We start from the raw sequence: 23274 nt of genomic DNA on the forward strand, positions 1-23274 counted from the left end.
GTGATGCCCAGACTGACGGCCATGCTCTTGCTGTCATTGTTGACCTGGACCGCAACGGCTGGCGCGTTGACGCTCACCGACGAAGAGCTGCGCTGGCTCAAGGACCATCCCAACCTGCGCCTGGGCGTGGATGCGTCATGGCCACCGTTCGAGTTTCGCGACGACCAAGGCCGCTATCAAGGACTGGCCGCTGATTACGTCGACGTCATCCGGGAGCGGCTCGCCGTCACGCTCACGCCCATCGAGCCAGCCAGCTGGACCGCCGTGCTGGAACAGGTGGCACAGGGCAAGATCGACCTGCTACCGGGCATCATGTCCACCCCGGAGCGCCAGAATTACCTGGCTTTCACGCGGCCTTACCTCGACTTCCCGATAGTGATCCTGTCCCACCGCGGCGGAGCCCAGCCTCATGATCTCCAGGATCTGTATGGGTTGAAAATCGCCGTCGTGGAAAACTATGCCCCTCACGAACTGCTACGCAACCATCATCCCGACCTGAACCTGGTGGCGCTGCCTAATGTCAGCTCAGCCCTGCAGGCCCTGGCAACCGACCAGGTGGATGCTGTGGTGGGCGACCTGGCGTCCAGTGTCTGGAGCCTGCGCCAGCTCAAGCTGGAAGGGCTATATGTCAGCGGCGAGACCCCTTATCGCTATCAATTGGCGATGGCCGTTCCGCGTGACAACAAGATACTGGTCAGCATCCTGGACAAGGTCATCGCGGACATGAGCCCGGCCGAAGTCAGTGAAATCCAGGAAAAGTGGATCGGCAACGTACGCGATTATCGACAGCTCTGGTCGGACCTGCTGTTCTACGGCTTGCCCGGGGTGCTGATCCTGGTCGGCATTCTCGCCGTGGTGATCCGCATCAACCGTCGCCTCAGCTCGGAGATCGCCCGCCGAGTCGAACTGGAACAGGAGCTGCGCAGTAGCGAATACCACTACCGCGGCCTGGTGGAGAGCCTTTCGGCGATAGCCTGGGAAGCCAGGGTCAGCGACTTCACCTACAGCTACGTGTCGCCCCACGCCGAAGACCTGCTCGGCTATCCCTTGGCCCATTGGTTGATCCCGGGGTTCTGGCGCAACATCATTCATCCCGCCGACCTGATCCGCGCCCAGACTTATTGCGACCAGGAGGTACTCGCCGGCCGCGACCATTGCATCGATTACCGAGTGATCACCGCCGATGGCCGCTGCCTGTGGGTTCGGGATATTGTCAGCTTGATCCAGCACGGCCACGAACCGGTGATGCGCGGGCTGATGATCGACATCAGTGAAGCCAAGCGCACCGAGGAGGCGCTGCGATTCTCGGAACAGAAATTCGCGTCGGTATTCAGGCAGTGCCCGGACATCCTGGTGATCGCGCGCCTGATGGATGGATGCCTGCTGGAGGTCAACAAGGCCTTCGAGGAACAGATCGGCCTGGGTGCCGAAGATGTCGTAGGCCAGACCGCGACCGAACTGAATATCTGGGGCATCCATGGCGTCGGCCCGGGCCTGCTGCAGCGTTTGCAGGCCGGCAGCATCCGTAACCTGGAGATGCCCTTTCGCCGCAGCAACGGCCAGGTATTCACCGGCCTGATCTCCGCCGAACCCTTCGATCTCGACACGACGCCGGCCCTGGTCGTGGTGGTGCGTGACATCAGCCAGCTCAAGCAAACCCAGCAACAACTGCAGATTTCCGAGGAGAAATTCGCCAAGGCCTTCCATGCCTCACCCGACGGCCTGTTGCTGTCCCGCCAGAGCGACGGCCTGCTGATTGAGGTCAATGAAGGTTTCAGTCGTATCACTGGCTTCAACAGCGCGCTATCGGTGGACCGCTCGACCCTGGACCTGGGTATCTGGGTCAACCTCAACGAACGCAAGCAGATGCTCGACCTGCTGCAGCGGGATGGTTTCGTGAGGGATTTCAGTTGCCATATTCGTCGCAACGACGGGCAGATAAGACTGTGTGAGGTGTCCAGCCGTCCACTGCCGATCGGCAACGAGGACTGCATGCTGACCATCGCTCGGGACATCACCGAACGCCACCTGATGCAGGAAAAACTGCAGCAGGCCGCCACGGTGTTCGAAAGCACGGCAGAAGGCGTGTTGATCACCGATACACAGCAACACATCAGCGCCGTGAACCGCGCCTTCACCGAGATCACGGGCTATAGCGAAACCGAGGCCCTGGGCCATACGCCGCGCTTATTGGCTTCTGGCCTGCACGACAGCGCGTTCTACGCCGCCATGTGGCATCAACTGACGGCGGAAGGGCATTGGCAGGGAGAGATTTCCAACCGGCGCAAGAACGGCGAGTTGTACCCCAGTTGGCTCACCATCAGCGCAGTACGCAATCGTGATCAGCAAATCACCCATTTCGTGGCGGTATTCGCTGACATCTCCAGCCTCAAGCATGCCCAGGCCAAACTCGACTACCAGGCCCACCACGACCCTCTCACCGGGCTGCCGAATCGCACGCTGTTCGAAAGCCGTTTGCTCACGGCCTTGAACAGCCAGCAGGAAAATGGCGGTCAGGGCGCGGTGCTGTTTCTGGACCTGGACCGCTTCAAGCACATCAACGACAGCCTCGGGCATCCGGTCGGCGACCTGCTGCTCAAGGGCATTGCCGTACGCCTGCGCGAGCAGTTGCGGGACATCGACACCGTGGCGCGGCTGGGCGGCGACGAGTTCATCATCCTGCTCCCGGGGCTGCAGCAACCCAGCGACGCCGAACACATCGCCATGAAGCTGCTGAACTGTTTCGCCGCGCCGTTCCAGGCCGGCGAGCACGAATTTTTCATCAGCGCCAGCATCGGCACCAGCCTTTATCCCCAGGACGGTTGCGATGTCGCCACGCTGGTCAAGAACGCCGATGCGGCCATGTATCGCTCCAAGGCCAAGGGTCGCAACCGGGTGGAAAGCTATACCCGCGACCTCACCGCCCAGGCCAGCGAACGCGTGGCCCTGGAACACGAGCTGCGGCGGGCCATCGAGCGCAGCGAGTTGTCGTTGTCCTTCCAGCCCAAGATCAGCCTCGCCGACAACCGACTGGTAGGTGCCGAGGCATTGATTCGTTGGACTCACCCCACATTCGGCGATGTGCCTCCAGAGCACTTCATTCCCCTGGCGGAGGAGAACGGGATGATCCTGCAAATCGGCGATTGGGTGCTGGAACACGCCTGCCGGCAGCTGTGTGAATGGAACCGCTCCTGCGAGAGCTTCGGCCCGCTTTCGGTGAACCTCGCCGGGGCCCAGCTGCGCCAACCCAACCTGCTGGGACGCATCGAGCAATTGCTGCGGGAGCACCATCTCAAGCCCGGCCTGTTGCAACTGGAAATTACCGAAAACTTCATCATGAGCCAGGCCGAAGAAGCCCTGACGGTCCTGCACCAGCTGAAGAAGCTTGGCGTTCAACTGGCCATCGATGACTTCGGCACGGGCTATTCCTCCCTGAGCTACCTCAAGCGCCTGCCATTGGACATCCTCAAGATCGACCAGTCCTTCGTCCGCGGCCTGCCCGACGACCCCCACGATGTGGCCATCGTACGAGCAATCATTGCCCTGGGCCGCAGCATGCAGTTCTCCATCATCGCCGAAGGCGTCGAAACCCTGGCCCAGCAGCAATTCCTGGCCGAAGAAGGCTGTGAGCAGATCCAGGGCTACATCATCAGCCTCCCCCTCTGCGCCGAAGAGTTCGCCGCGACGTTTCTACGTATGACCGTATCGGATTTTTCGGATAGCACAGCCGAGAAACCGTCGCTATAATCCGCGGCCTACTGAGGGCCTATAGCTCAGTCGGTTAGAGCAGAGGACTCATAATCCTTTGGTCCACGGTTCGAGTCCGTGTGGGCCCACCAACTTGAAAGCCGCGCATTGCGCGGCTTTCGCGTTTCCGGCGTTCGGCTTTCGAGGCTTCGTCGCATTCCGGCTCGGCCTGATTCGCCCTCAGAATGTCCACACCCGTTTTTCGAAAAAAAGCCATCTTCCCGGCATTGTCCGGGGATGGCTCGATCAACCACTATAGATCCCTCGACGGCCTACCCTTTCAACGAGACTGCCATCATCGCCACGCCTACCCTCCCCCGACTTTTCCTTGAGCTGTTCTGGCAACTCGGCATCCTCTTGGTGCCTGGGTTTTTCGTCGCCCTGATGCCTCCCGCGCTGGCGTTCCTGGCGGTGCTGCTCTTCGGTTTGCTCATGGGCCTCGCGGCGCGCCTGGGTCGCTTATCGATTGGGCGGGGTCTTGCGCGGTTGATGATCAGCGCCGTGTTCGGCCTTGGTTTCAGCGTGGGCAGGGCGCTGCCCGAGGTGTGGGGCATCATCGCGGCCATCGTCATCATTTTCGCTGGGCTCGCTTGCGTAAGCACCTGGGAGCGACGGCTTGGCCTGGCAGCGAAGTCCGTCACCGGGCCTAGCGCCTGGGGAGGGGCCGAGCCGACCCAAACCCCGGAGGGCGAGCCGATACGGACGTTCAACCAGGGGGAAATCGCCATGGGTGGCCCCACCTATTGCGACTACCTGTTCCCCGATGGCGTACTCCTGCAAGGCCTTGGCTCCTCGGCGCTGTTTTCCAGCGATGGACGTTACTTCGCGGCGACAGTGCCGTCCCGGCAGCGCTGGGGGCTGGTGGTCCTGGATCGTCAGCAGCGCCAGCTGTATCGCTGCGACAACAGTGAGTTCTGGGAACTGGACGCCTTGGACCTCGACGGACTGAGCGGCCGTCACAGCCCGTTGGTGGATAACAGCGCTCGCCAAAGTCGACTCGATGAGTTGTTGCAGACCGCCAGTAGGGTCGATCTGGTCCCCATGGCCGACCTTTGGCTGGAGTGGGACCCAAACGACATCGTGCGTACCTTCCAGCGGCGCTCGGCGAATGGACAGCACTGCCTGGCAGGCAGCCTCTCCCTGCCCTCGACGTTTCGCGACCTGCCACAGCCATTGGAGCCACTGCTTTCTCCACGCTACACCATCAGCATCGACGGGCACCCCTGCGGCTTGATCATGGCCGCCGATGCCCCGCTGGTGTGGAGCTCCGACCAGCGCGCCCTGGTGTGCCAGGCCCGGGAGCAGTCCGACAGCCGGGATGGCGACCGATACTGGTTGTGGCATGAGGAGCAGGGCTGGCGAGCGCTCCCCGCCCCCTGGATAGGCAGTGACGCAGAACCCTCTTTTTATTGGTACGAGGTGTCGAGCCTCGATGCAAATCATGTGCGTATCGCGTCATACCTCGACTATCCTCGCCCAGGCTCCGGCCGCCACGGCTACCGCCTCGACAGCATTCACAGCGATACCGACATCCAGGCCGGCCACGACGCCCAGGGTCGTGTGCAAGTCGCTGAATTTCAATTGACCCGCACCACCATCGCGATGCCGCTGGACAGCCAGGGGCGACGAGGCGATTCGTTCATCGAAACGCAGCCCCTGCAGGACGATGTGCCTGCCCAGTTGATCTGGCTTGGCGACAGCCAAGAAGGTCTCGGAGCCTACCGCTGCCAGATCGGCGACTGGCAATTGCCGGGGCGCTGGCGGCTGGATCACCGGGTCTGCGGCTGCGGACGCTATCTGGCACTGCTGCCCTTTACCGAGTCGACACCCCTGGCTACCCATGCGGTAGTGGTCGATGTGAAGGATCGCCGCCTGATGGAAGGCCCCGGAATGTGGGCGGCCCGAATACTTGATTTTCGTGATGGACGGCTGAGCCTGGCAGTGGTTGCCGGTGCGCTCGACGAGGGCCTGGAAAGCACTGCACTGCGACGTTTCAACCGCCCTGCGCCGCCCATCGGCGATGACCCTGGGTTCTTTCTCCCCAACGACCGCTACCGGCTGTTCTACAACACAGTGGAGCTGCAGGTGACTGATTCGCAGCTATCCAGCGTGGCCCCTTGGCGCCTGGTGGATCGTCCGCAAGTTGCCAATGCCGACGGCGATTTCATCCAGCCCGCACCCGATCACCAAGATGCCGCCTGGTTGTTCGGCAGCGAGACGGAATATGCCGACAGTTGGGTACGAGCCGATACGCCTCGGCTCGCAGGCCATCTGTTGACGGCGTCCGGCTGCGCCTTGACCGACCTGGCGCCTTCGATGATCTGGTCGAAGGATGGCCGCTATCTGGCCCTGACCTCCCTCAGGACGGATGTGACCGAGCTCTGCGCAAGCTACCGGGGCTGGCAATTGCTGCTGCTCGATGTCCAGGCGCACAGTTTGCGAGTGCATGGACAATGGCTGGGCAACCGCCCACTGTTCGAAGGGTTCGACCAAGACCGGTTGCAGGTACGCTGCTTCGAGCGGGATTGGGCAGCCGAAGGGGACGACGATGCAGGTTCGGTCCAGGTCTATTCCCTGGAAAGCTTGCTGCAATCGCCTGCGGAGCAACTGGTCTGCGAGGACGGTTTCTGGCTTCGGGCTTCGCAAGTCCATCTGGCACCGGCCTGGCGAGCACTGACTCGGCCAGCCATTGGCTATTTCGAGCACAAGAGCCTGTAACATGCCCACCATCGATACCCGCACCGGAGCCCACCTTGCCTGACACCCGCCCTCCCGTCCTCGACGAAATCGACCGCCAATTGATCGCGGCCCTGCAGCTCAACGCCCGGGAAAGTGTCGCCATGCTTGCCCGGCAGTTGGGCATCGCCCGCACTACCGTGACCTCGCGGCTGGCGCGGCTGGAAAAGACCAGGGTGATCACCGGGTACGGTGTACGCCTGGGGCAGCGGGTGGTCGATGGTGGATTGCAGGCTTATGTCGGTATCAAAGTGCAGCCACGCTCGGGCAAGGATGTTCTGCGCCGCTTGAGTGCCATGGCCCAGGTCCAGCAGCTGTGCGCAGTCAGTGGCGAATTCGACTACGTGGCCTGGCTGCGCACGGACTCACCGGAGCAGCTGGATCAATTGCTGGACCAGATCGGAGGCGTGGATGGGGTTGAAAAAACCACCACCTCGATCATCCTCAGCAGCAAGATCGATCGGGGCCAACCGGTCTGAAGCCCTCGCCTCTTCGAGGCTTTTTCGTCATTAGCTTCTATTAACTCGTCAGAATGACTGGACAGCGCTCAAAACGACGACACATTGCGTCTTATTAACGTGTTTCACGCTCTCTAGAATGGCTGCCATCTTTCCTATACTCAGACGCGATACCGCGTCGAGTCGCCATCAAGGTCAGCCATGAACAAGAACAATCGCCACCCCGCAGACGGCAAGAAACCCATCACCATTTTCGGACCGGACTTCCCCTTCGCCTTTGACGACTGGATCGAGCATCCGGCCGGCCTGGGCAGTATTCCGGCCCACAACCTGGGGGCTGAAGTGGCGATCGTCGGTGCCGGCATCGCCGGGCTGGTGGCGGCCTATGAACTGATGAAGCTTGGTCTCAAGCCCGTGGTCTATGAGGCTTCGAAAATGGGCGGGCGCCTGCGCTCCCAGGCATTCAACGGTGCCGAAGGCGTGATCGCCGAGCTGGGCGGCATGCGCTTTCCGGTGTCGTCCACCGCGTTCTACCACTATGTCGACAAGCTGGGCCTGGAGACCAAGCCCTTCCCCAACCCACTGACCCCAGCCTCCGGCAGCACCGTCATCGACCTGGAGGGCCAGACCTACTACGCAGAAAAAATGGCGGATCTTCCTGCGTTGTTCCAGGAAGTGGCCGACGCCTGGGCCGATGCATTGGAGGACGGCTCGCGCTTCAGCGAGATCCAGCAGGCCATTCGCGACCGCGACGTGCCACGCCTGAAGGAGTTGTGGAATACCCTGGTGCCTCTCTGGGACGATCGGACCTTCTACGACTTCGTCGCCACTTCCAAGGCGTTCGCCAAACTTTCTTTCCAGCACCGCGAGGTATTCGGCCAGGTCGGTTTCGGCACCGGTGGCTGGGATTCCGACTTCCCCAACTCGATGCTGGAAATCTTCCGTGTGGTGATGACCAACTGCGATGACCATCAGCACCTGGTGGTCGGCGGCGTCGAGCAAGTGCCCCACGGTATCTGGAAACATGTGCCGGAGCGTTGTGTGCACTGGCCGCAGGGCACCAGCCTGAGTTCATTGCACCTGGGGGCGCCTCGCAGCGGGGTGAAACGCATTGCTCGCGCCGAAGATGGTCGCTTCAGCGTGACCGACGTGTGGGGGGACACCCGTGAATATGCCGCAGTACTGGTCACCTGCCAGAGCTGGTTGCTGACCACCCAGATCGAATGTGAGGAGGCGCTGTTCTCGCAGAAAATGTGGATGGCCCTGGATCGCACCCGCTACATGCAGTCGTCGAAGACCTTTGTCATGGTCGACCGGCCGTTCTGGAAGGACAAGGACCCGGAAACCGGCCGCGACCTGATGAGCATGACCCTCACCGATCGCCTCACCCGCGGCACTTACCTGTTCGACAACGGCGATGACAAGCCGGGCGTCATCTGCCTCTCGTACTCCTGGATGAGCGATGCGTTGAAAATGTTGCCGCACCCGGTGGAGAAACGCGTGAAGCTGGCCCTGGATGCCCTGAAGAAGATTTACCCCAAGGTGGACATCGCCGCGCGCATCATCGGCGATCCGATCACCGTGTCCTGGGAAGCCGACCCGCATTTCCTCGGGGCATTCAAGGGCGCGCTGCCCGGCCACTATCGCTACAACCAGCGCATGTACGCACATTTCATGCAGGATGACATGCCGGCCGAACAGCGAGGGATCTTTATCGCTGGCGATGACGTCTCATGGACACCGGCCTGGGTTGAAGGCGCGGTACAGACCTCGCTCAATGCCGTGTGGGGAATCATGAAGCATTTTGGCGGTGAGACTCACCCCGAGAACCCGGGTCCTGGCGACGTGTTCGACGAGATCGGCCCGATCGCCCTGCCCGAATGAAAGGAGTTGTCGATGCGCGTAGCCCTTTATCAATGCCCGCCGCTGCCGCTGGATCCGGCCGGTAACCTGCAACGCCTGCACCAGGTGGCGCTGGAAGCCAGGGGCGCCGATGTGCTGGTACTGCCGGAAATGTTCATGAGCGGGTACAACATTGGCGTCGACGCGGTGAGCGTATTGGCCGAGGTCTACAACGGCGAGTGGGCGCAGCAGATCGGCCGCATCGCCAAGGCGGCCGGCCTGGCGATCCTCTATGGCTACCCCGAGCGCAGCGAAGATGGGCAGATCTACAACTCGGTTCAACTGATCGACGCCCAGGGTGAACGCCTCGCCAACTACCGCAAGAGTCACCTGTTCGGCGATCTCGATCATGCCATGTTCAGTGCCGGCGACGCGGCGCTGCCCATCGTGGAGCTCAATGGCTGGAAGCTCGGATTCCTGATCTGCTACGACCTGGAATTCCCGGAAAACGCCCGGCGCCTGGCCTTGGCCGGCGCCGAATTGATCCTGGTACCGACCGCCAACATGCAGCCCTACGAATTCATTGCCGATGTCACCGTGCGCGCCCGCGCCATCGAGAACCAGTGCTTCGTGGCCTACGCCAATTACTGCGGACACGAGGGTGAGTTGCGATACTGCGGCCAAAGCAGCATCGCCGCGCCGGACGGCAGCCGCCCCGCACTCGCCGGCCTGGACGAGGCGCTGATCGTCGGCGAGCTGGATCGACAGCTGATGCAAGCGTCCCGCGAGGCTTACAACTATCTGCATGACCGTCGCCCCGAGCTTTACGGCGACTTGCACAAACACTGACCATATCCGAGCATGAGCGCTCCTCTGCCCTGGAAGCGCTCATGCCGGCCCCCGATTCCCTTCGCCCTTTTACTCAAACCCTGGCTAACGGCTTGCGGGTGACGCTACGCCATGCACCCGACCTGAAACGCAGTGCCGCCGTGTTGCGAGTGGCGGTCGGCAGCCACGATGCGCCACTGGCGTGGCCGGGAATGGCGCACTTCCTCGAACATCTCTTCTTCCTGGGCACCGCGCGATTTCCCCCGGAACAGAACCTGATGGCCTACGTGCAACGGCACGGCGGCCAGGTCAATGCCCGTACCAGCGAGCGCACCACAGACTTCTTTTTCGAGTTGCCGCCGGCGGTCTTCGCCGGCGGGCTGGAACGTCTGTCGGATATGCTCGCTGATCCACGCCTGGCCGAAGCCGATCAATTGCGGGAGCGGGAAGTACTGCATGCGGAGTTCGTCGCCTGGTCCCAGGATGCGGCGGCCCAACGACAGGTCGCCTTGCTGGCGGGGCTATCGGCCGCCCACCCGTTACGCGGTTTCCATGCGGGCAACCGCGACAGCCTGGGCGTATCCCGGCCCGAATTCCAGAAGGCCCTGCGAGACTTCTACCGAACGTTCTACCAACGCGGCCAGATGACCTTGAGCCTGGCCGGCCCGCAAAGCCTGGAAGCGTTGAGAAAACTGGCTGAAGAATTCGCCCATGAATTGCCTGCGGGCGAAGCGGTCGCCAGACCATTGCCAACCGCGTTGATGACAGCGTCGGTGCCCTGCTATCGGATAGCCGACAAGGATCGACTCGACTTGCTGTTCGCCTTCGAACAGTTGCCGGTTGCCTCGCCTCAAGCCCTGGCTTTCCTTTGCATGTGGCTGAACGCCGGCAAACCGGGGGGCTTGCTGGACACCCTGCGCCGGCTCGGCCTGGCGGATACCCTCAAGGCCACACCACTGTATGAATATACCGGGCAGGCCCTGCTGCACATCGAACTCAAGCGTGTCCAGGGACGAGCACATAACGACATCCAGCGGTTGCTGCACGATTGGTTGGGCTTTTTCGCCCGCCAGGACGACTGGCAGCCGTTGCGCAAGGAGTTTGAGGCCCTGCTGCGTCGTGGCCAGGAGACAGCCTCGGCGTTGCAACTCGCCCGCCTGGACAACGAAGGCCGGCAGGCACCGCTGTCAGAAAACGACCTCCACAGGCTCAGGGAAATCCTCAAGCAAGCCCAACCGGCGGACCCCGTCGTGGAAGAGTGGCAACTGCCCGCGCCCAACCCATTCCTGCAGTCGCCAGTGGAACCGCCTCGCGCCGGGCTGATCCGTGGCCAGACCAGCGCCCACCGAGGCCTGCGCACCTTCGCCCAGGACCGCTCCAGGGGCCGACGCGAACGCTCGCCCATGCAGTTCAGCCAGGCATTGGCGGATAGCGCTCGGGAAGGCGCGCTGTACCTGCGTTGGCAGCTGATGACGCAAGCCCCCCAGGACCTGCAATCCAGGCTCGAGCGGCACCTGCGTGACGTCTGCGGTGAAGCCGGCCAGGCCGGCGTGGACGTGACCTTCGAAGCCAGCGGCGACCGATGCCTGCTCAAGTTGCTCGGCGTGCAGGCGGCCATGCCGCCGGTACTCGAACACATCCTGGCCAGACTGGAACAGCCGCCGCCTGCGTCCGAGCCAGGCAGCGACGCACCGTTGATGCCAATTCGACATTTGCTGAAAGAATTACCGAACCGCAGCCAACGAAAATCGCCATCGACGTCGGTAGCGGCGTCCGACGACTATCGGAGCCTCTGGACCACTGCCCAATGGGACGGCTTGGCCGTAGGCCTGTCGGCCGCCACCCAAGGTGCGATGGGGACAGCATTGGCCCGGGTGCCCGGCGCCCCAGGCCGCCCGGTCGAGCCCATGGTGTCCTCTGCGCAATGGACCTGGGACAGGCTTGCGACCCCACAGAGCGAAGAACAGGCCGTGTTGCTGTTCTGTCCGACGCCCACTCGGGACCTTTTCGACGAAGCTTGCTGGCGATTGCTGGCGCAGTTGTGCCAGACACCGTTTTACCAGCGCCTGCGGGTCGACTTGCAGCTGGGTTACGCGGTGTTCAGCGGCTTGAAGCAAATCAATGGGCAAACCGGCCTGTTGTTCGGCGTCCAGTCCCCCAGCGTCTCGGCGGCGCAACTGGCTGCGCATGTCGAACAGTTCCTGGGCGAGCTGCCGGACTTGATCCATCAGCTCGACGATTCAACCTTGCACACCCAGCAGCAGGCCCTCGCGGCCCAGTTCCAGGGTGACGCCCTCCCCTTCGCCCAAGCGGCCGACCTGCTCTGGCAAGGCAAACTGGCTGGCCGGCCATCGAACTATCTCCGGCAGTTGATCGAAGCCCTATGCCTCCTGGATCGCAAGCAACTGCTGGACGCGGCTCGACGCCTGGCCGCCGCTGATGGTGGACGTCTCTGCCTGAGCAACGGCACATGTCCGGACACACGCTGGAAAACGGCGCAGTGATCGTTACAGCCTCGGTAATGAGCTTTCTCGGAGAATCACCGCGAACGAAAATGTCAGATTTAGTAACATAGCCGCCTAAGCATCTGAACATCTCCGCATGGAGGTGGACTAAATGTATAGATCCAACCTGTCCCACCCCAACCAAAGGAGTATTTCCATGTCCTGGTCCAAACCCGCATATATCGACCTGCGTATCGGTTTCGAAGTCACCATGTACTTCGCCAACCGTTAATTGCTGCAGGCGGTTGAACGTGCAGCAAACGCCTCGGCCAGCCGGGGCGTTTTTTATTTCGGTTTGCAGATGGAGCGGCCATGTTCGTCCAGATTCTAGGTTCCGCCGCAGGTGGCGGTTTCCCTCAGTGGAACTGCAATTGCGTCAATTGCGCAGGTTTTCGCAACGGCACCCTGAGGGCCCAGGCCCGGACCCAGTCGTCCATCGCGATTTCCGATGACGGTGTGAACTGGGTGTTGTGCAATGCCTCCCCGGACATCCGTGCCCAGCTCCAGAGTTTCGCTCCAATGCAACCGGGCCGGGCCCTGCGGGACACCGGTATCGGCGCCATCATCCTGATGGACAGTCAGATCGACCACACCACCGGCCTGCTCAGCCTGCGGGAAGGTTGCCCGCACCAGGTCTGGTGCACCGACATGGTCCACGAAGACCTGAGCACCGGTTTTCCGCTGTTCAACATGCTGACCCACTGGAACGGCGGGCTGAACTGGAATCGCATCGAGCTCGACCAGGGCTTCACCGTCCCGGCCTGTCCGAACCTGCGTTTCACCCCGTTGCCCCTGCGCAGCGCCGCCCCGCCCTATTCGCCGCACCGTTTCGACCCGCACCCGGGAGATAACATCGGCCTGATCGTCGAAGACCTGCGCACGGGCGGCAAGCTGTTCTATGCGCCAGGCCTGGGCAAGGTGGACGCGCCCCTGCTGGAAATAATGGCCGGCAGCGACTGCCTGCTGGTGGACGGCACGATGTGGGATGACGACGAAATGCAGCGCCGTGGCGTCGGCACCCGCACCGGACGAGAGATGGGCCACCTGGCGCAGAACGGTCCTGGTGGCATGTTGGAAGTGCTGGAGCAGTTGCCCGAGCAGCGCAAGGTCCTGATCCATATCAACAACACCAATCCGATCCTGGACGAAGACTCGCCGGAGCGGGCCGAACTGGTACGCCGAAGGATCGAAGTGGCCTACGACGGAATGAGTATTGAGTTGTAGGAAGGTCAGAACCAATGTGGGGTGGGCTTGCGGTGTATCAGTCGACATTGGTGCCGGCTGATAGGACGCTATCGCGAGCAAGCTCGCTCCCACAGTAGTCCTGATATCTGATTCACAGCACAACCCGTGCGGGAGCGAGCTTGTTCGCGATGGGGCCAGCCCTGACGCCACCGAAACCAACGGTTATTGCCCGGAGACCGAAATGACTGATGTCCCCCTGTCACCCGCCGAGTTCGAAGCGGCCCTGCGCGCCAAAGGCGCGTATTACCACATCCATCACCCCTATCACGTGGCGATGTATGAAGGCCGCGCCACTCGCGAGCAGATCCAGGGCTGGGTCGCGAACCGCTTCTATTACCAGGTGAATATTCCGCTCAAGGATGCCGCGATCCTGGCCAATTGCCCGGACCGTGAGATTCGCCGCGAGTGGATTCAGCGCCTGCTCGACCATGACGGCGCGCCCGGTGAAGATGGCGGTATCGAAGCCTGGCTGCGACTGGGCCAGGCGGTGGGTCTGGACCCCGACCAGTTGCGCTCCCAGGAGCTGGTGTTGCCGGGCGTGCGCTTCGCCGTGGATGCCTATGTCAATTTCGCCCGACGGGCCAGTTGGCAGGAAGCCGCCAGCAGCTCGTTGACCGAGCTGTTCGCCCCGCAGATCCATCAATCGCGCCTGGACAGTTGGCCGCAGCATTATCCCTGGATCGACCCGGCCGGATACGAATACTTCCGTACCCGCCTGAGCCAGGCCCGACGCGACGTGGAACATGGTCTGGCCATCACCTTGCAGCACTACACCACCCGCGCAGGACAGGAGCGCATGCTGGAGATTCTCCAGTTCAAACTGGACATCCTCTGGAGCATGCTCGACGCCATGAGCATGGCTTACGAGTTGAACCGCCCGCCCTACCACAGCGTGACCGGGCAACGGGTGTGGCATAAAGGAATCAATCTATGAGCTTCGATCGCAGCAAAACCCCTCGCTGGCGTCCCGGCTATCGCTTTCAATACGAACCGGCACAGAAGGGCCACGTGCTGCTCTATCCTGAAGGCATGATCAAGCTCAACGACAGCGCTGCGCTGATCGGCGGGCTGATCGACGGTGAACGGGATGTCGCGGCCATCATCGGCGAGTTGGCGAAGCAGTTTCCCGACGTGCCGGAACTCGGTGACGACATCGAGCAATTCATGGAGGTCGCCCGTGCAGAGCACTGGATCGAACTTGCCTGAGAACACCGGGCTGCCGGCCACGCCTGGAGTGGGCTTGCCACTCTGGTTACTGGCCGAGCTGACCTATCGCTGCCCGTTGCAATGCCCGTATTGCTCCAACCCGCTGGACTTCGCCGAGCAAGGCAAGGAGTTGAGCACCGAGCAGTGGTTCAAGGTCTTTCGCGAAGCCCGTGAAATGGGCGCCGCTCAACTGGGCTTTTCCGGCGGCGAGCCGCTGGTGCGCCAGGACCTGGCCGAATTGATCGGCGAAGCGCGCAGATTGGGTTTCTATACCAACCTGATCACCTCCGGCATCGGTTTGACCGAACAGAAAATCAGCGATTTCAAGAAAGCCGGCCTGGACCATATCCAGATCAGCTTCCAGGCCAGCGACGAGCAGGTGAACAACCTGCTGGCCGGCTCGAAGAAGGCCTTCGCGCAGAAACTGGAAATGGCTCGTGCGGTAAAAGCCCATGGCTATCCCATGGTGCTGAACTTCGTCACCCATCGGCACAACATCGACAAGATCGACCGCATCATCGAGCTATGCGTTGCCCTCGAGGCCGACTTCGTCGAGCTCGCCACCTGCCAGTTCTACGGCTGGGCGCAGCTCAACCGCGTCGGTCTGCTGCCCACCCAGGAACAACTGGTGCGCGCCGAGCAGGTCACCAACCAGTACCGCGCCAGGTTGCAAGCCGAGGGCAATCCCTGCAAGTTGATCTTCGTGACCCCGGACTACTATGAAGAGCGCCCCAAGGCCTGCATGAACGGTTGGGGCAGCCTGTTCCTGACGGTCACGCCGGACGGTACCGCACTGCCTTGCCACGGCGCCCGACAGCTGCCCGTGCAATTTCCCAACGTACGCGACCACAGCATGCAACACATCTGGTACGACTCCTTTGGCTTCAATCGCTTCCGCGGTTATGACTGGATGCCCGAGCCGTGCCGGTCCTGTGATGAAAAAGAACAGGACTTCGGCGGCTGCCGCTGCCAAGCGTTCATGCTCACGGGCGATGCCAGCAATGCCGACCCGGTGTGCAGCAAATCCGAACATCACGGGATGATCCTGCAGGCACGTGAAGACGCCGAGCACGCCACCCAGACCATCGAGCAACTGGCTTTCCGTAATGAACGAAACTCACGCCTCATCGCCAAGGGCTGAACCGCTCAGCGCCGCCGAGGCTGTTGCCGCCGGCATTGATTTCGCCGAGCTGCAGGTCGGCCCCCTTGGGCTGTTCTGGAACGAGTACCGCCCGCAAGACGGCGCCTGCCGGATCTGGCAATGGCGCAATGCCAAGGCCCGATGCCTGACCCCGGATGGGTTCAGCGCTCGCAGCCGGGTTTATGAATATGGCGGTGGATCGTTCTGCCTGAGCGACGACGGGGTGCTGTTCGTCAACGAGGCAGACCAGCAGCTGTATCACCAGCCACTGACCGACAAGCCCCCCATGGCACTGACCTCGGGCGACTGCCGCTACGCAGACCTTGGCTTTGCCGGCGGCCAGGTGTTGGCGGTGGAGGAACACGCCAACCAGCATCGCCTGGTATCGATTGGGCTGGCGGATCGGCAGCGCCGTGTGCTGGCTGAAGGCGCCGATTTCTACGCCTCGCCGGTGTTGAGCCCGAACGGTCGACGACTGGCCTGGATCGAGTGGAGCCGTCCTCATCAACCGTGGACGGCAACGCGGTTGATGCTGGCCGAACGCAACGCTTCAGGGTGGAATGAACCGCGCTGCGTGGCGGGTGATGCTGAAGAGGAATCCATCCAGCAACCACGCTTCGACGATGCCGGCCGGCTGTATTGCCTGACCGACCGTGGCGGCTACTGGCAACCATGGATTGAATCGGTCCACGGCCTGGAACCACTGCCCTGCGCTGAAGCCGACCACGCCCCGGCGCCCTGGCAGTTGGGTGGCCGTACCTGGCTGCCCCTGGACCGGCATACGTATCTGGCGAGCTGGACCGAGGCGGGATTTGGACGCCTGGGACTGTGCCGCGGCGGCCAGACCGAGGACCTTACCGGCACCTATAGCCGGTTTCGCAGCCTGGCGCTGGATGAGCAGTTCGTTTACGCCATCGTGTCATCGCCGACCAGCCCGTCGGCCATCGTCGCAATCGGGCGGCAAAACCATGGGGAGGTGGTATTGGCCGGGGGCGTGGCACCGCTACCCACCGATCTGATCAGTCGCCCCCGGACACTGCGTTACCCCAGTGCATCGAGGCAAGCCCATGGTTTCTTTTATCCGGCCATGCATGCCAAGCATAAACCGCCACTGGTGGTGTTCATCCACGGTGGGCCGACTTCGGCCTGTTATCCCCAGTTCGACCCGCGCATCCAGTACTGGACCCAGCGCGGCTTCGCCGTCGCCGACCTCAACTATCGCGGCAGCAGCGGCTACGGCCGGGCCTACCGCCAGGCCCTGCACTTGAATTGGGGCGTTGTGGATGTCGAAGATGCCTGCGCGGTGGTGCGCTACCTGGGCGAACAGGGCCTGATCGACCCCCAATGTGCATTTATCCGCGGTGGCAGCGCCGGTGGGTATACGACGCTTTGTGCCCTGGCGTTCCACGATGTCTTCCGTGCCGGCGCCAGCCTCTACGGCGTCAGCGATCCTGTCGCCTTGGGTCGAGCCACGCATAAATTCGAAGGGGATTACCTCGACTGGCTGATCGGCGACCCGCAGCGGGACGCCGAACGCTACCGCACCCGCACCCCCCTGCTACACGCTGATCGGATCCGCGCGCCGGTGATTTTCTTCCAGGGAGAGTTGGATGCCGTGGTCGTGCCGCAGCAGACTCGGGACATGGTCAGGGCCTTGAAGGCGAATGGCATTACGGTCGAAGCACACTATTACCCGGATGAGCGCCACGGCTTTCGCAAGGCGGCGAACCAGGCGCACGCGCTGGAGCATGAGTGGCTGTTCTATCGCAGGGTGATCGAGGACAGCCTTTAGACAGAGGAAAAAACTGAGGGAGCGAGTTTGCTCGCTCCCTCAGGGTTTGACCGTGCACCCAGCCTTCAGCGCTTGGCGATGATATACACCGCATGCACGATGCCCGGGATATAGCCCAACAGAGTCAACAGGATGTTCAGCCAGAAGGCCCCGCCGAAACCGACCTGCAGGAATACGCCAAGGGGCGGCAAGAGAATGGCGATGATGATACGAATGAAATCCATGGATGGCTCCTGATCTGCAATGGCTACGTTGCCATATAGCTCATTGACACCTGACCGCTCGTCAGGGTTCAAGACACTGTCCAGAAAGACCGCCCGAACGGGCCCGAGAACGAAGACAAAAAACGCGGGCAAAAGAAAACCCCGCCGAAGCGGGGCTTTGCAGACTGTTTCCCTGACATCCCTTTCACTCCACCATCCTGGCGGAATCCTACGTGTCCGTGTTGTTTCTCTGCGCATCCTGCGCGACGTCCATGTGAAGTAGATTAGTCCTGGATCCAATCTGCCGATAGAGGGAAATCGGCATCACGTTGTGTAAGCATTTTCTTACAATCACCTGCCTCAGAATTGCCCAGGCTCCAGCAGGAACAGCGATTCGCTACCCGCCCTCACCGATGCATCCAGGGAATGGAGACGCGGCAACAGGCGCGCGAAATAGAACCTTGCCGTTCCCAGCTTGCTCGCATAGAAGTCATCCTGGCTTTCCTTGCCCAGCGCAGCCTTGGCCATCAACGCCCACATATAGGCGTAAGCGGTGTAGCCAAACGCTTGCAGATACTCCACCGATGCCGCGCCGATTTCATTCGGGTTCTGCTTGGCCCGATCCAGCAGCCACGCAGTCAAGTCATCCAGGGTATCGACAGCCTTGCCCAACGGCTTGGTGAACTCCGCCAGGTCATTGCTCGCCGTATGGATGAAATGGCGAATTTCCTCCGCGAACAGTTTGTAGAACGCACCGCCGCTGCCAACGATCTTGCGCCCCACCAGGTCCAGCGCCTGGATGCCGTTGGTGCCTTCGTAGATCTGGGTAATGCGCACGTCCCGGACCAACTGTTCCTGGCCCCATTCACGGATATAACCGTGGCCGCCGAAGATCTGCTGGCCGTGGACCGTGGTTTCCAGGCCCAGGTCGGTCAGGAAGGCCTTCGCCACCGGGGTGAGCAAGGCCACGAGATCTTCGGCGCGCTTGCGCGTGGCAGGGTCTTCGCTGAACTTGGCGGTGTCCAGCTGCATCGCCACGTAGGTGGAAAACGCTCGGCCGCCTTCGTTCGAGGCTTTCATGGTCAGCAGCATCCGACGCACGTCCGGATGGACAATGATCGGATCGGCGATCTTGTCCTTGTTCTGCGCACCGGTGGGCGAGCGGCTTTGCAGGCGGTCACGGGCGTATTCGATGGCGTTCTGGTAAGAGCGCTCACCAGAGGCCAGGCCCTGGATACCGACCCCCAGGCGTTCGTAGTTCATCATGGTGAACATCGCCGCCAGGCCCTTGTTGGGTTCACCTACCAGGTAACCCACGGCCTCGTCGAAGTTCATCACGCAGGTAGCGGAAGCCTGGATACCCATCTTGTGTTCGATCGACCCGCAATTGGCCGCATTACGCGCCCCCAGGCTGCCATCGGCATTGACCATGAACTTGGGCACCAGGAACAGCGAGATACCCTTGGGCCCCGCCGGCGCGTCCGGCAGCTTCGCCAGCACCAGGTGGATGATGTTCTCGGTGAGGTCGTGTTCGCCGCCGGTGATGAAAATCTTGGTGCCGCTGACCTTGTAGGAACCGTCGGCCTGGGGTTCGGCCTTGGTACGAATGATCCCCAGGTCCGTACCGGCATGCGGTTCGGTCAGGCACATCGAGCCGGCCCAGATGCCGGCGTACATGTTCGGCAGGTAAGCCGCCTTCAACTCTTCGCTGGCGTGCGCGTTGATCGACAGACAGGCACCGGCGGTCAGCATCGGGTACAGACCGAAGGACAGGCTGGCGGAGTTGACCATTTCCTCGACCTGGGCCGAAACGGCCTTGGGCATGCCCATGCCGCCGTATACCGGATCGCCACCGACGCCGACCCAACCGCCTTCAGCATAAGTCTTGTAGGCCTGTGGGAAACCCGCCGGCGTGCTGACAGCACCGTCAGCCCAGTGGCAACCTTCCTCGTCGGCGGCACGGCTGAGGGGGGCAATGCTTTTGCTGGTGACCTTGCCGGCTTCTTCCAGAATCGCTTCGACGGTTTCGGCGTCCACGGTTTCGGCCAACGCCGGCAGTTGAGCCCAGAGTTTCGCGACCTCGAATACCTCGTTGAGGACGAAGCGCATATCGCGCAGGGGCGCTTTGTAGTCAGCCATGGCAAACCTCGCAGGATCTAAACAGTTGGTTCGTAAGAAACGGTTTGAGTATGGCCCGAGTGTACCTCAACAACTTTTACGACACATAGGGTCAACCCATGACTGATTTGTTATTTTTAGTCATTGAGATGAAGCCGCAGGTTTCGCCAGCCGCCACAGGGCCTGCGGGATCGGGTGAAACCTGGTCTGGGTCGTTTAGAACGCGAACAAGTGCGCTGGCAGCTTCATCAGGCAATCGCTTCCGGCCTCGACGGCGGTCCGATGGGCAGCCGTGCGAGGCAACAAGCGCTTGAAGTAGAACTCACAGGTCGCCAGCTTGGCCTGGCAGAAATCCGCGTCACCAGTGCCACTGTCGAGTTGCGATCGGGCCACCAGTGCCATGCGCAACCACAGGTAGGCCAGGATGATGTAGCCGCTGTACATCAGATAATCCACGGAGGCAGCCCCCACTTCATCCGGGTTCTTCATGGCCGCCATACCGACCTGCGTGGTCAGTTCGCCCCATTGCTGGTTGAGCCCGTTCAGTTGTGCGACGTAGCCCTCAAGCTGCGGATGATCGGCATTCGCGGCGCAGAACCTGTGCACGATCCGAGTGAACCCGCGCAGCAGCTTGCCCTGGCTGCCCAGCACCTTGCGCCCGAGCAAGTCCAACGCCTGGATGCCGTTGGTGCCCTCATAGATCGGTGCTATGCGGCAGTCGCGTACCAGTTGCTCCATGCCCCATTCACGAATGAAGCCATGGCCACCGAACACCTGCATCCCGTGGTTGGTCACCTCCAGCCCGGTCTCGGTCATGAACGCCTTGCAGATCGGCGTGAGAAACGCCAGCAGATCCTCGGCCTCCTGGCGAGCGCTTTCTTCGGTGGCCAGGTGCGCGGTATCCAGCAACTGCGCGGTGAAATACGTCAGTGCCCGGTTGCCTTCGTTGAAGGCTTTCATGGTCAGCAACATCCTGCGCACATCGGGATGGACGATGATCGGATCGGCGACTTTTTCCGGCGCCTTGGGACCGGTCAACGAGCGCATCTGCAAACGGTCGTTGGCGTACCTGATCGCGCCCTGGAAGCTCGCTTCCCCCAGGCAAAGACCCTGCATCCCGGTGCCGAGCCGGGCATGGTTCATCATGGTGAACATGCAATTGAGTCCCTTGTTCGGCTCGCCGATGAGAAAGCCCTTCGCGCCATCGAAATTCAGCACACAGGTGGCCGACGCCTTGATGCCCATCTTGTGTTCGATGGAGCCACAGCTGACACCATTGCGCTCTCCCGCTTCGCCGGTGGCATCGGGCAGGAACTTGGGCACGATGAACAATGAGATGCCCTTGGTGCCGGCGGGCGCGTCGGGCAGCTTGGCGAGCACCAGATGAATGATGTTTTCACTCAGGTCGTGTTCGCCGGCGGAGATGAAGATCTTGCTGCCGCTGATCGCGTAACTGCCATCTGCCTGGGGCAAAGCGCGAGTCTTGATGATGCCCAGGTCCGTACCGCAATGGGCTTCGGTGAGGCACATGGTGCCGGTCCACTGGCCCGCGGTGAGTTTGCTCAGGTAGGTCTGCTTCTGCTCTTCGGTGCCATGGGCATGGATGGCCGACATGGCGCCATGGGTCAGGCCCGGATACATGCCCCAGGAGGTATTGCTGGAGCCGATCATTTCGCTGATGACCAGGCCCAGGGAGCTGGGCAGTCCCTGGCCGCCATATGCCGGATCCGCCGCCAGGCCATGCCAGCCACCCTCCACATACTGGGCAAAAGCCTCTTTGAATCCCGCAGGCGTCGTGACGACGCCCTTGTCGAAGTGACAACCCTCCTCGTCGCCGGAGCGGTTGAGCGGCGCCAGTACGTTCTCACAGAAACGGGCGCCTTCCTCGAGGATTGCGCTGACCATGTCCGGGCTGGCGTCATTGGCCCCCAGCTCGGCATAACGGCCGTGGAAATCGAAGACGTGGTCGATCAGAAAGCGCATGTCGCGCAGGGGGGCTTTGTACTCGGGCATGGTGGTTTTCTCCGGTAGCAGATCATTCAAACCTACTGCCGGCCACCGGTGCTCACAATCACAGTCCAGGCGCTGAATGCGCCGTCATCACTCAACCCGCTGCAGTTTCCATGCGCACCGCGCCCCGCCGGTTCTGACCGAAGGCAACCACACAATTGCGCCCGGCCCCCTTCGCGTTATAGAGCGCCTGGTCGGCGGACTTGAGCACTTCTTCGGGGGTCCGTTGCTCGACGCGCTCCGCCACGCCGATGCTCACGGTTACCGACACGCTGGATGTGCCGGCGCCGGAACGCCGCTGGCGACCTTGCTGGTCATCCTGGGGACGACTGTCCGGATTACGCAATTGGATGCTGTAGGTCTCGATGGACTGGCGGATGACTTCCAGGTGAGGCATGCACTCGTCGACAGTCTTGCCCGCGAACACCAGGGCAAACTCTTCACCGCCATAGCGATATGCCCTGCCGCCACCGCCGATCTTCGACAGCTTGCTGGCCACCAGGCGCAACACCTGGTCGCCGACGTCGTGGCCGTGGGTATCGTTGAATTTCTTGAAGTGGTCCACATCACTCATCGCCAGCACATAGTTGCGCCCCAGGCGCTGCATGCGCTCGTTCAACGCCCTGCGCCCCGGCAGCCCGGTCAGTTCGTCACGGAACGCCATCTGATAGGCCTCATGGGCGACCGCCGCCGCGATCATCAACATCACCTGGCTGCACATGATGTTCAGGGTGAATGGCAGGATGAAGGTTTTCGGCAGCATCCAGAACAACCCCAGCAGGCCTACCAGTTGCGCGGCGTGCAGGGGACGGGGGTTGCGCCAGTATTGCCAGGCCAGCAAGAGGAACGCTGCGGCGAACACCGGGTAGGCCAGCTGGATCAGGCTCATCCAGGCACCATGCAACGCCGGCCAGCGGATCTCCGAAAGCCACACCAGCAACGCCTGGGGATAACTCTGCTCCAGGGCCAGGGCCACGCTGCCGAAGGCCAGCAGTACCGCGAAACGCGCCACCATGTCCTGGAACAGATGGGTACGCTCCTGCCATGCTGCGAACAGGCCAAACAACAAGGGCAGCAACAGGCAAACAAGGTGGAACACCACCGCCGCGTCTTCGCGCACCTTGCCGTTGTCGCGGTAGAAGTCGGTCTGGGTGTCCAGCAGGAAATAGGCGATGTACACCGTGACCATCAGGAACAGTTCACGCTGGCGTCGATAGACCGCGCAGTAGGCTCCGCCCAACAGCAGCACCAAGGTTGGAAGAACGTTGAACAACGACGTGAAGAAGACGTTGAGATCCTTGACGTAGGCGGCCGCAAGCCCCGCCAGCAATAGCAGCAATGACGGCAGGAAATGGCTGAAACGTACAGCGGAAGAACGCGGCAAGGGTAGAACTCCGACCCGGCTGATCAAAGATGGCATTGTGCCTGCTATTGGCACAGTAAG

Annotated in this window: 16 protein-coding genes and 1 tRNA gene; 13 read left to right on the forward strand and 4 right to left on the reverse strand. The window is 61.8% G+C overall.

Translation table 11 applies throughout. The features are described from left to right. Positions 1-3 precede the first annotated feature (3 nt). The 13 genes from AC1M7R_RS08670 (at position 4) to AC1M7R_RS08730 (ending at position 17499) form a co-directional block, all read left to right on the forward strand. On the forward strand, positions 4-3747 hold the full coding sequence (locus tag AC1M7R_RS08670) for a bifunctional diguanylate cyclase/phosphodiesterase (protein ID WP_490610350.1): 3744 nt from the start codon (positions 4-6) through the stop codon (positions 3745-3747). Positions 3748-3762: 15 nt separating this feature from the next. Next, a tRNA-Ile gene (locus tag AC1M7R_RS08675) sits at positions 3763-3839 on the forward strand. Between the two features lie 145 nt (positions 3840-3984). Then, positions 3985-6465: a hypothetical protein gene (locus tag AC1M7R_RS08680; protein ID WP_490610351.1), complete on the forward strand. Its 2481-nt coding sequence runs from the start codon at positions 3985-3987 to the stop codon at positions 6463-6465. Positions 6466-6500: 35 nt separating this feature from the next. Then, positions 6501-6962, forward strand: coding sequence for an Lrp/AsnC family transcriptional regulator (locus AC1M7R_RS08685; RefSeq protein WP_490610352.1), 462 nt, complete (start codon positions 6501-6503; stop codon positions 6960-6962). 180 nt (positions 6963-7142) lie between these two features. Then, on the forward strand, positions 7143-8825 hold the full coding sequence (locus tag AC1M7R_RS08690) for a flavin monoamine oxidase family protein (RefSeq protein ID WP_076406083.1): 1683 nt from the start codon (positions 7143-7145) through the stop codon (positions 8823-8825). 12 nt (positions 8826-8837) lie between these two features. Continuing rightward, positions 8838-9632: a carbon-nitrogen hydrolase family protein gene (locus AC1M7R_RS08695; protein ID WP_072389765.1), complete on the forward strand. Its 795-nt coding sequence runs from the start codon at positions 8838-8840 to the stop codon at positions 9630-9632. A 41-nt stretch (positions 9633-9673) separates the two neighbouring features. Then, positions 9674-12115, forward strand: coding sequence for a pyrroloquinoline quinone biosynthesis protein PqqF (pqqF, locus tag AC1M7R_RS08700; RefSeq protein WP_490610353.1), 2442 nt, complete (start codon positions 9674-9676; stop codon positions 12113-12115). A gap of 157 nt (positions 12116-12272) precedes the next feature. Beyond that, positions 12273-12347 (forward strand): pyrroloquinoline quinone precursor peptide PqqA, encoded by a 75-nt coding sequence (pqqA, locus tag AC1M7R_RS08705; protein ID WP_053156473.1) that lies wholly within the window; start codon positions 12273-12275, stop codon positions 12345-12347. A gap of 80 nt (positions 12348-12427) precedes the next feature. Further along, the gene (pqqB, locus tag AC1M7R_RS08710) at positions 12428-13339 is read left to right on the forward strand and encodes a pyrroloquinoline quinone biosynthesis protein PqqB (protein WP_072389772.1); all 912 of its coding nucleotides are present in this window, start codon (positions 12428-12430) and stop codon (positions 13337-13339) included. Positions 13340-13541: 202 nt separating this feature from the next. Further along, a complete protein-coding gene (gene pqqC, locus AC1M7R_RS08715; protein WP_072431939.1) occupies positions 13542-14294 on the forward strand; it encodes a pyrroloquinoline-quinone synthase PqqC in 753 nt (250 codons plus the stop codon). Beyond that, positions 14291-14566: a pyrroloquinoline quinone biosynthesis peptide chaperone PqqD gene (gene pqqD / locus AC1M7R_RS08720; RefSeq protein ID WP_042730665.1), complete on the forward strand. Its 276-nt coding sequence runs from the start codon at positions 14291-14293 to the stop codon at positions 14564-14566. The genes pqqC and pqqD overlap by 4 nt, the downstream gene beginning before the upstream one ends. Further along, a complete protein-coding gene (gene pqqE, locus AC1M7R_RS08725) occupies positions 14538-15707 on the forward strand; it encodes a pyrroloquinoline quinone biosynthesis protein PqqE (protein WP_072389781.1) in 1170 nt (389 codons plus the stop codon). The genes pqqD and pqqE overlap by 29 nt, the downstream gene beginning before the upstream one ends. Further along, a complete protein-coding gene (locus AC1M7R_RS08730; protein WP_490610354.1) occupies positions 15673-17499 on the forward strand; it encodes an alpha/beta hydrolase family protein in 1827 nt (608 codons plus the stop codon). Before pqqE ends, AC1M7R_RS08730 begins: the two co-directional genes overlap by 35 nt. A gap of 65 nt (positions 17500-17564) precedes the next feature. Here the strand turns inward: AC1M7R_RS08730 and AC1M7R_RS08735 are convergent, their stop codons facing one another. From AC1M7R_RS08735 to AC1M7R_RS08750, 4 genes are all read right to left on the reverse strand, one after another. After that, positions 17565-17723, reverse strand: coding sequence for a YqaE/Pmp3 family membrane protein (locus tag AC1M7R_RS08735; RefSeq protein WP_003177654.1), 159 nt, complete (start codon positions 17721-17723; stop codon positions 17565-17567). 339 nt (positions 17724-18062) lie between these two features. Then, entirely contained in the window at positions 18063-19841 is a 1779-nt protein-coding gene (locus AC1M7R_RS08740) for an acyl-CoA dehydrogenase C-terminal domain-containing protein (RefSeq protein WP_490610355.1), read from the reverse strand. Positions 19842-20036: 195 nt separating this feature from the next. Beyond that, positions 20037-21833, reverse strand: a complete 1797-nt coding sequence (locus AC1M7R_RS08745) for an acyl-CoA dehydrogenase C-terminal domain-containing protein (protein WP_092179816.1) — start codon at positions 21831-21833, stop codon at positions 20037-20039. A gap of 91 nt (positions 21834-21924) precedes the next feature. Further along, positions 21925-23214, reverse strand: coding sequence for a GGDEF domain-containing protein (locus AC1M7R_RS08750; RefSeq protein ID WP_072431937.1), 1290 nt, complete (start codon positions 23212-23214; stop codon positions 21925-21927). Between the last annotated feature and the right edge of the window lie 60 nt (positions 23215-23274).

It is taken from the genome of Pseudomonas sp. MS01C9 (genome assembly GCF_058202755.1).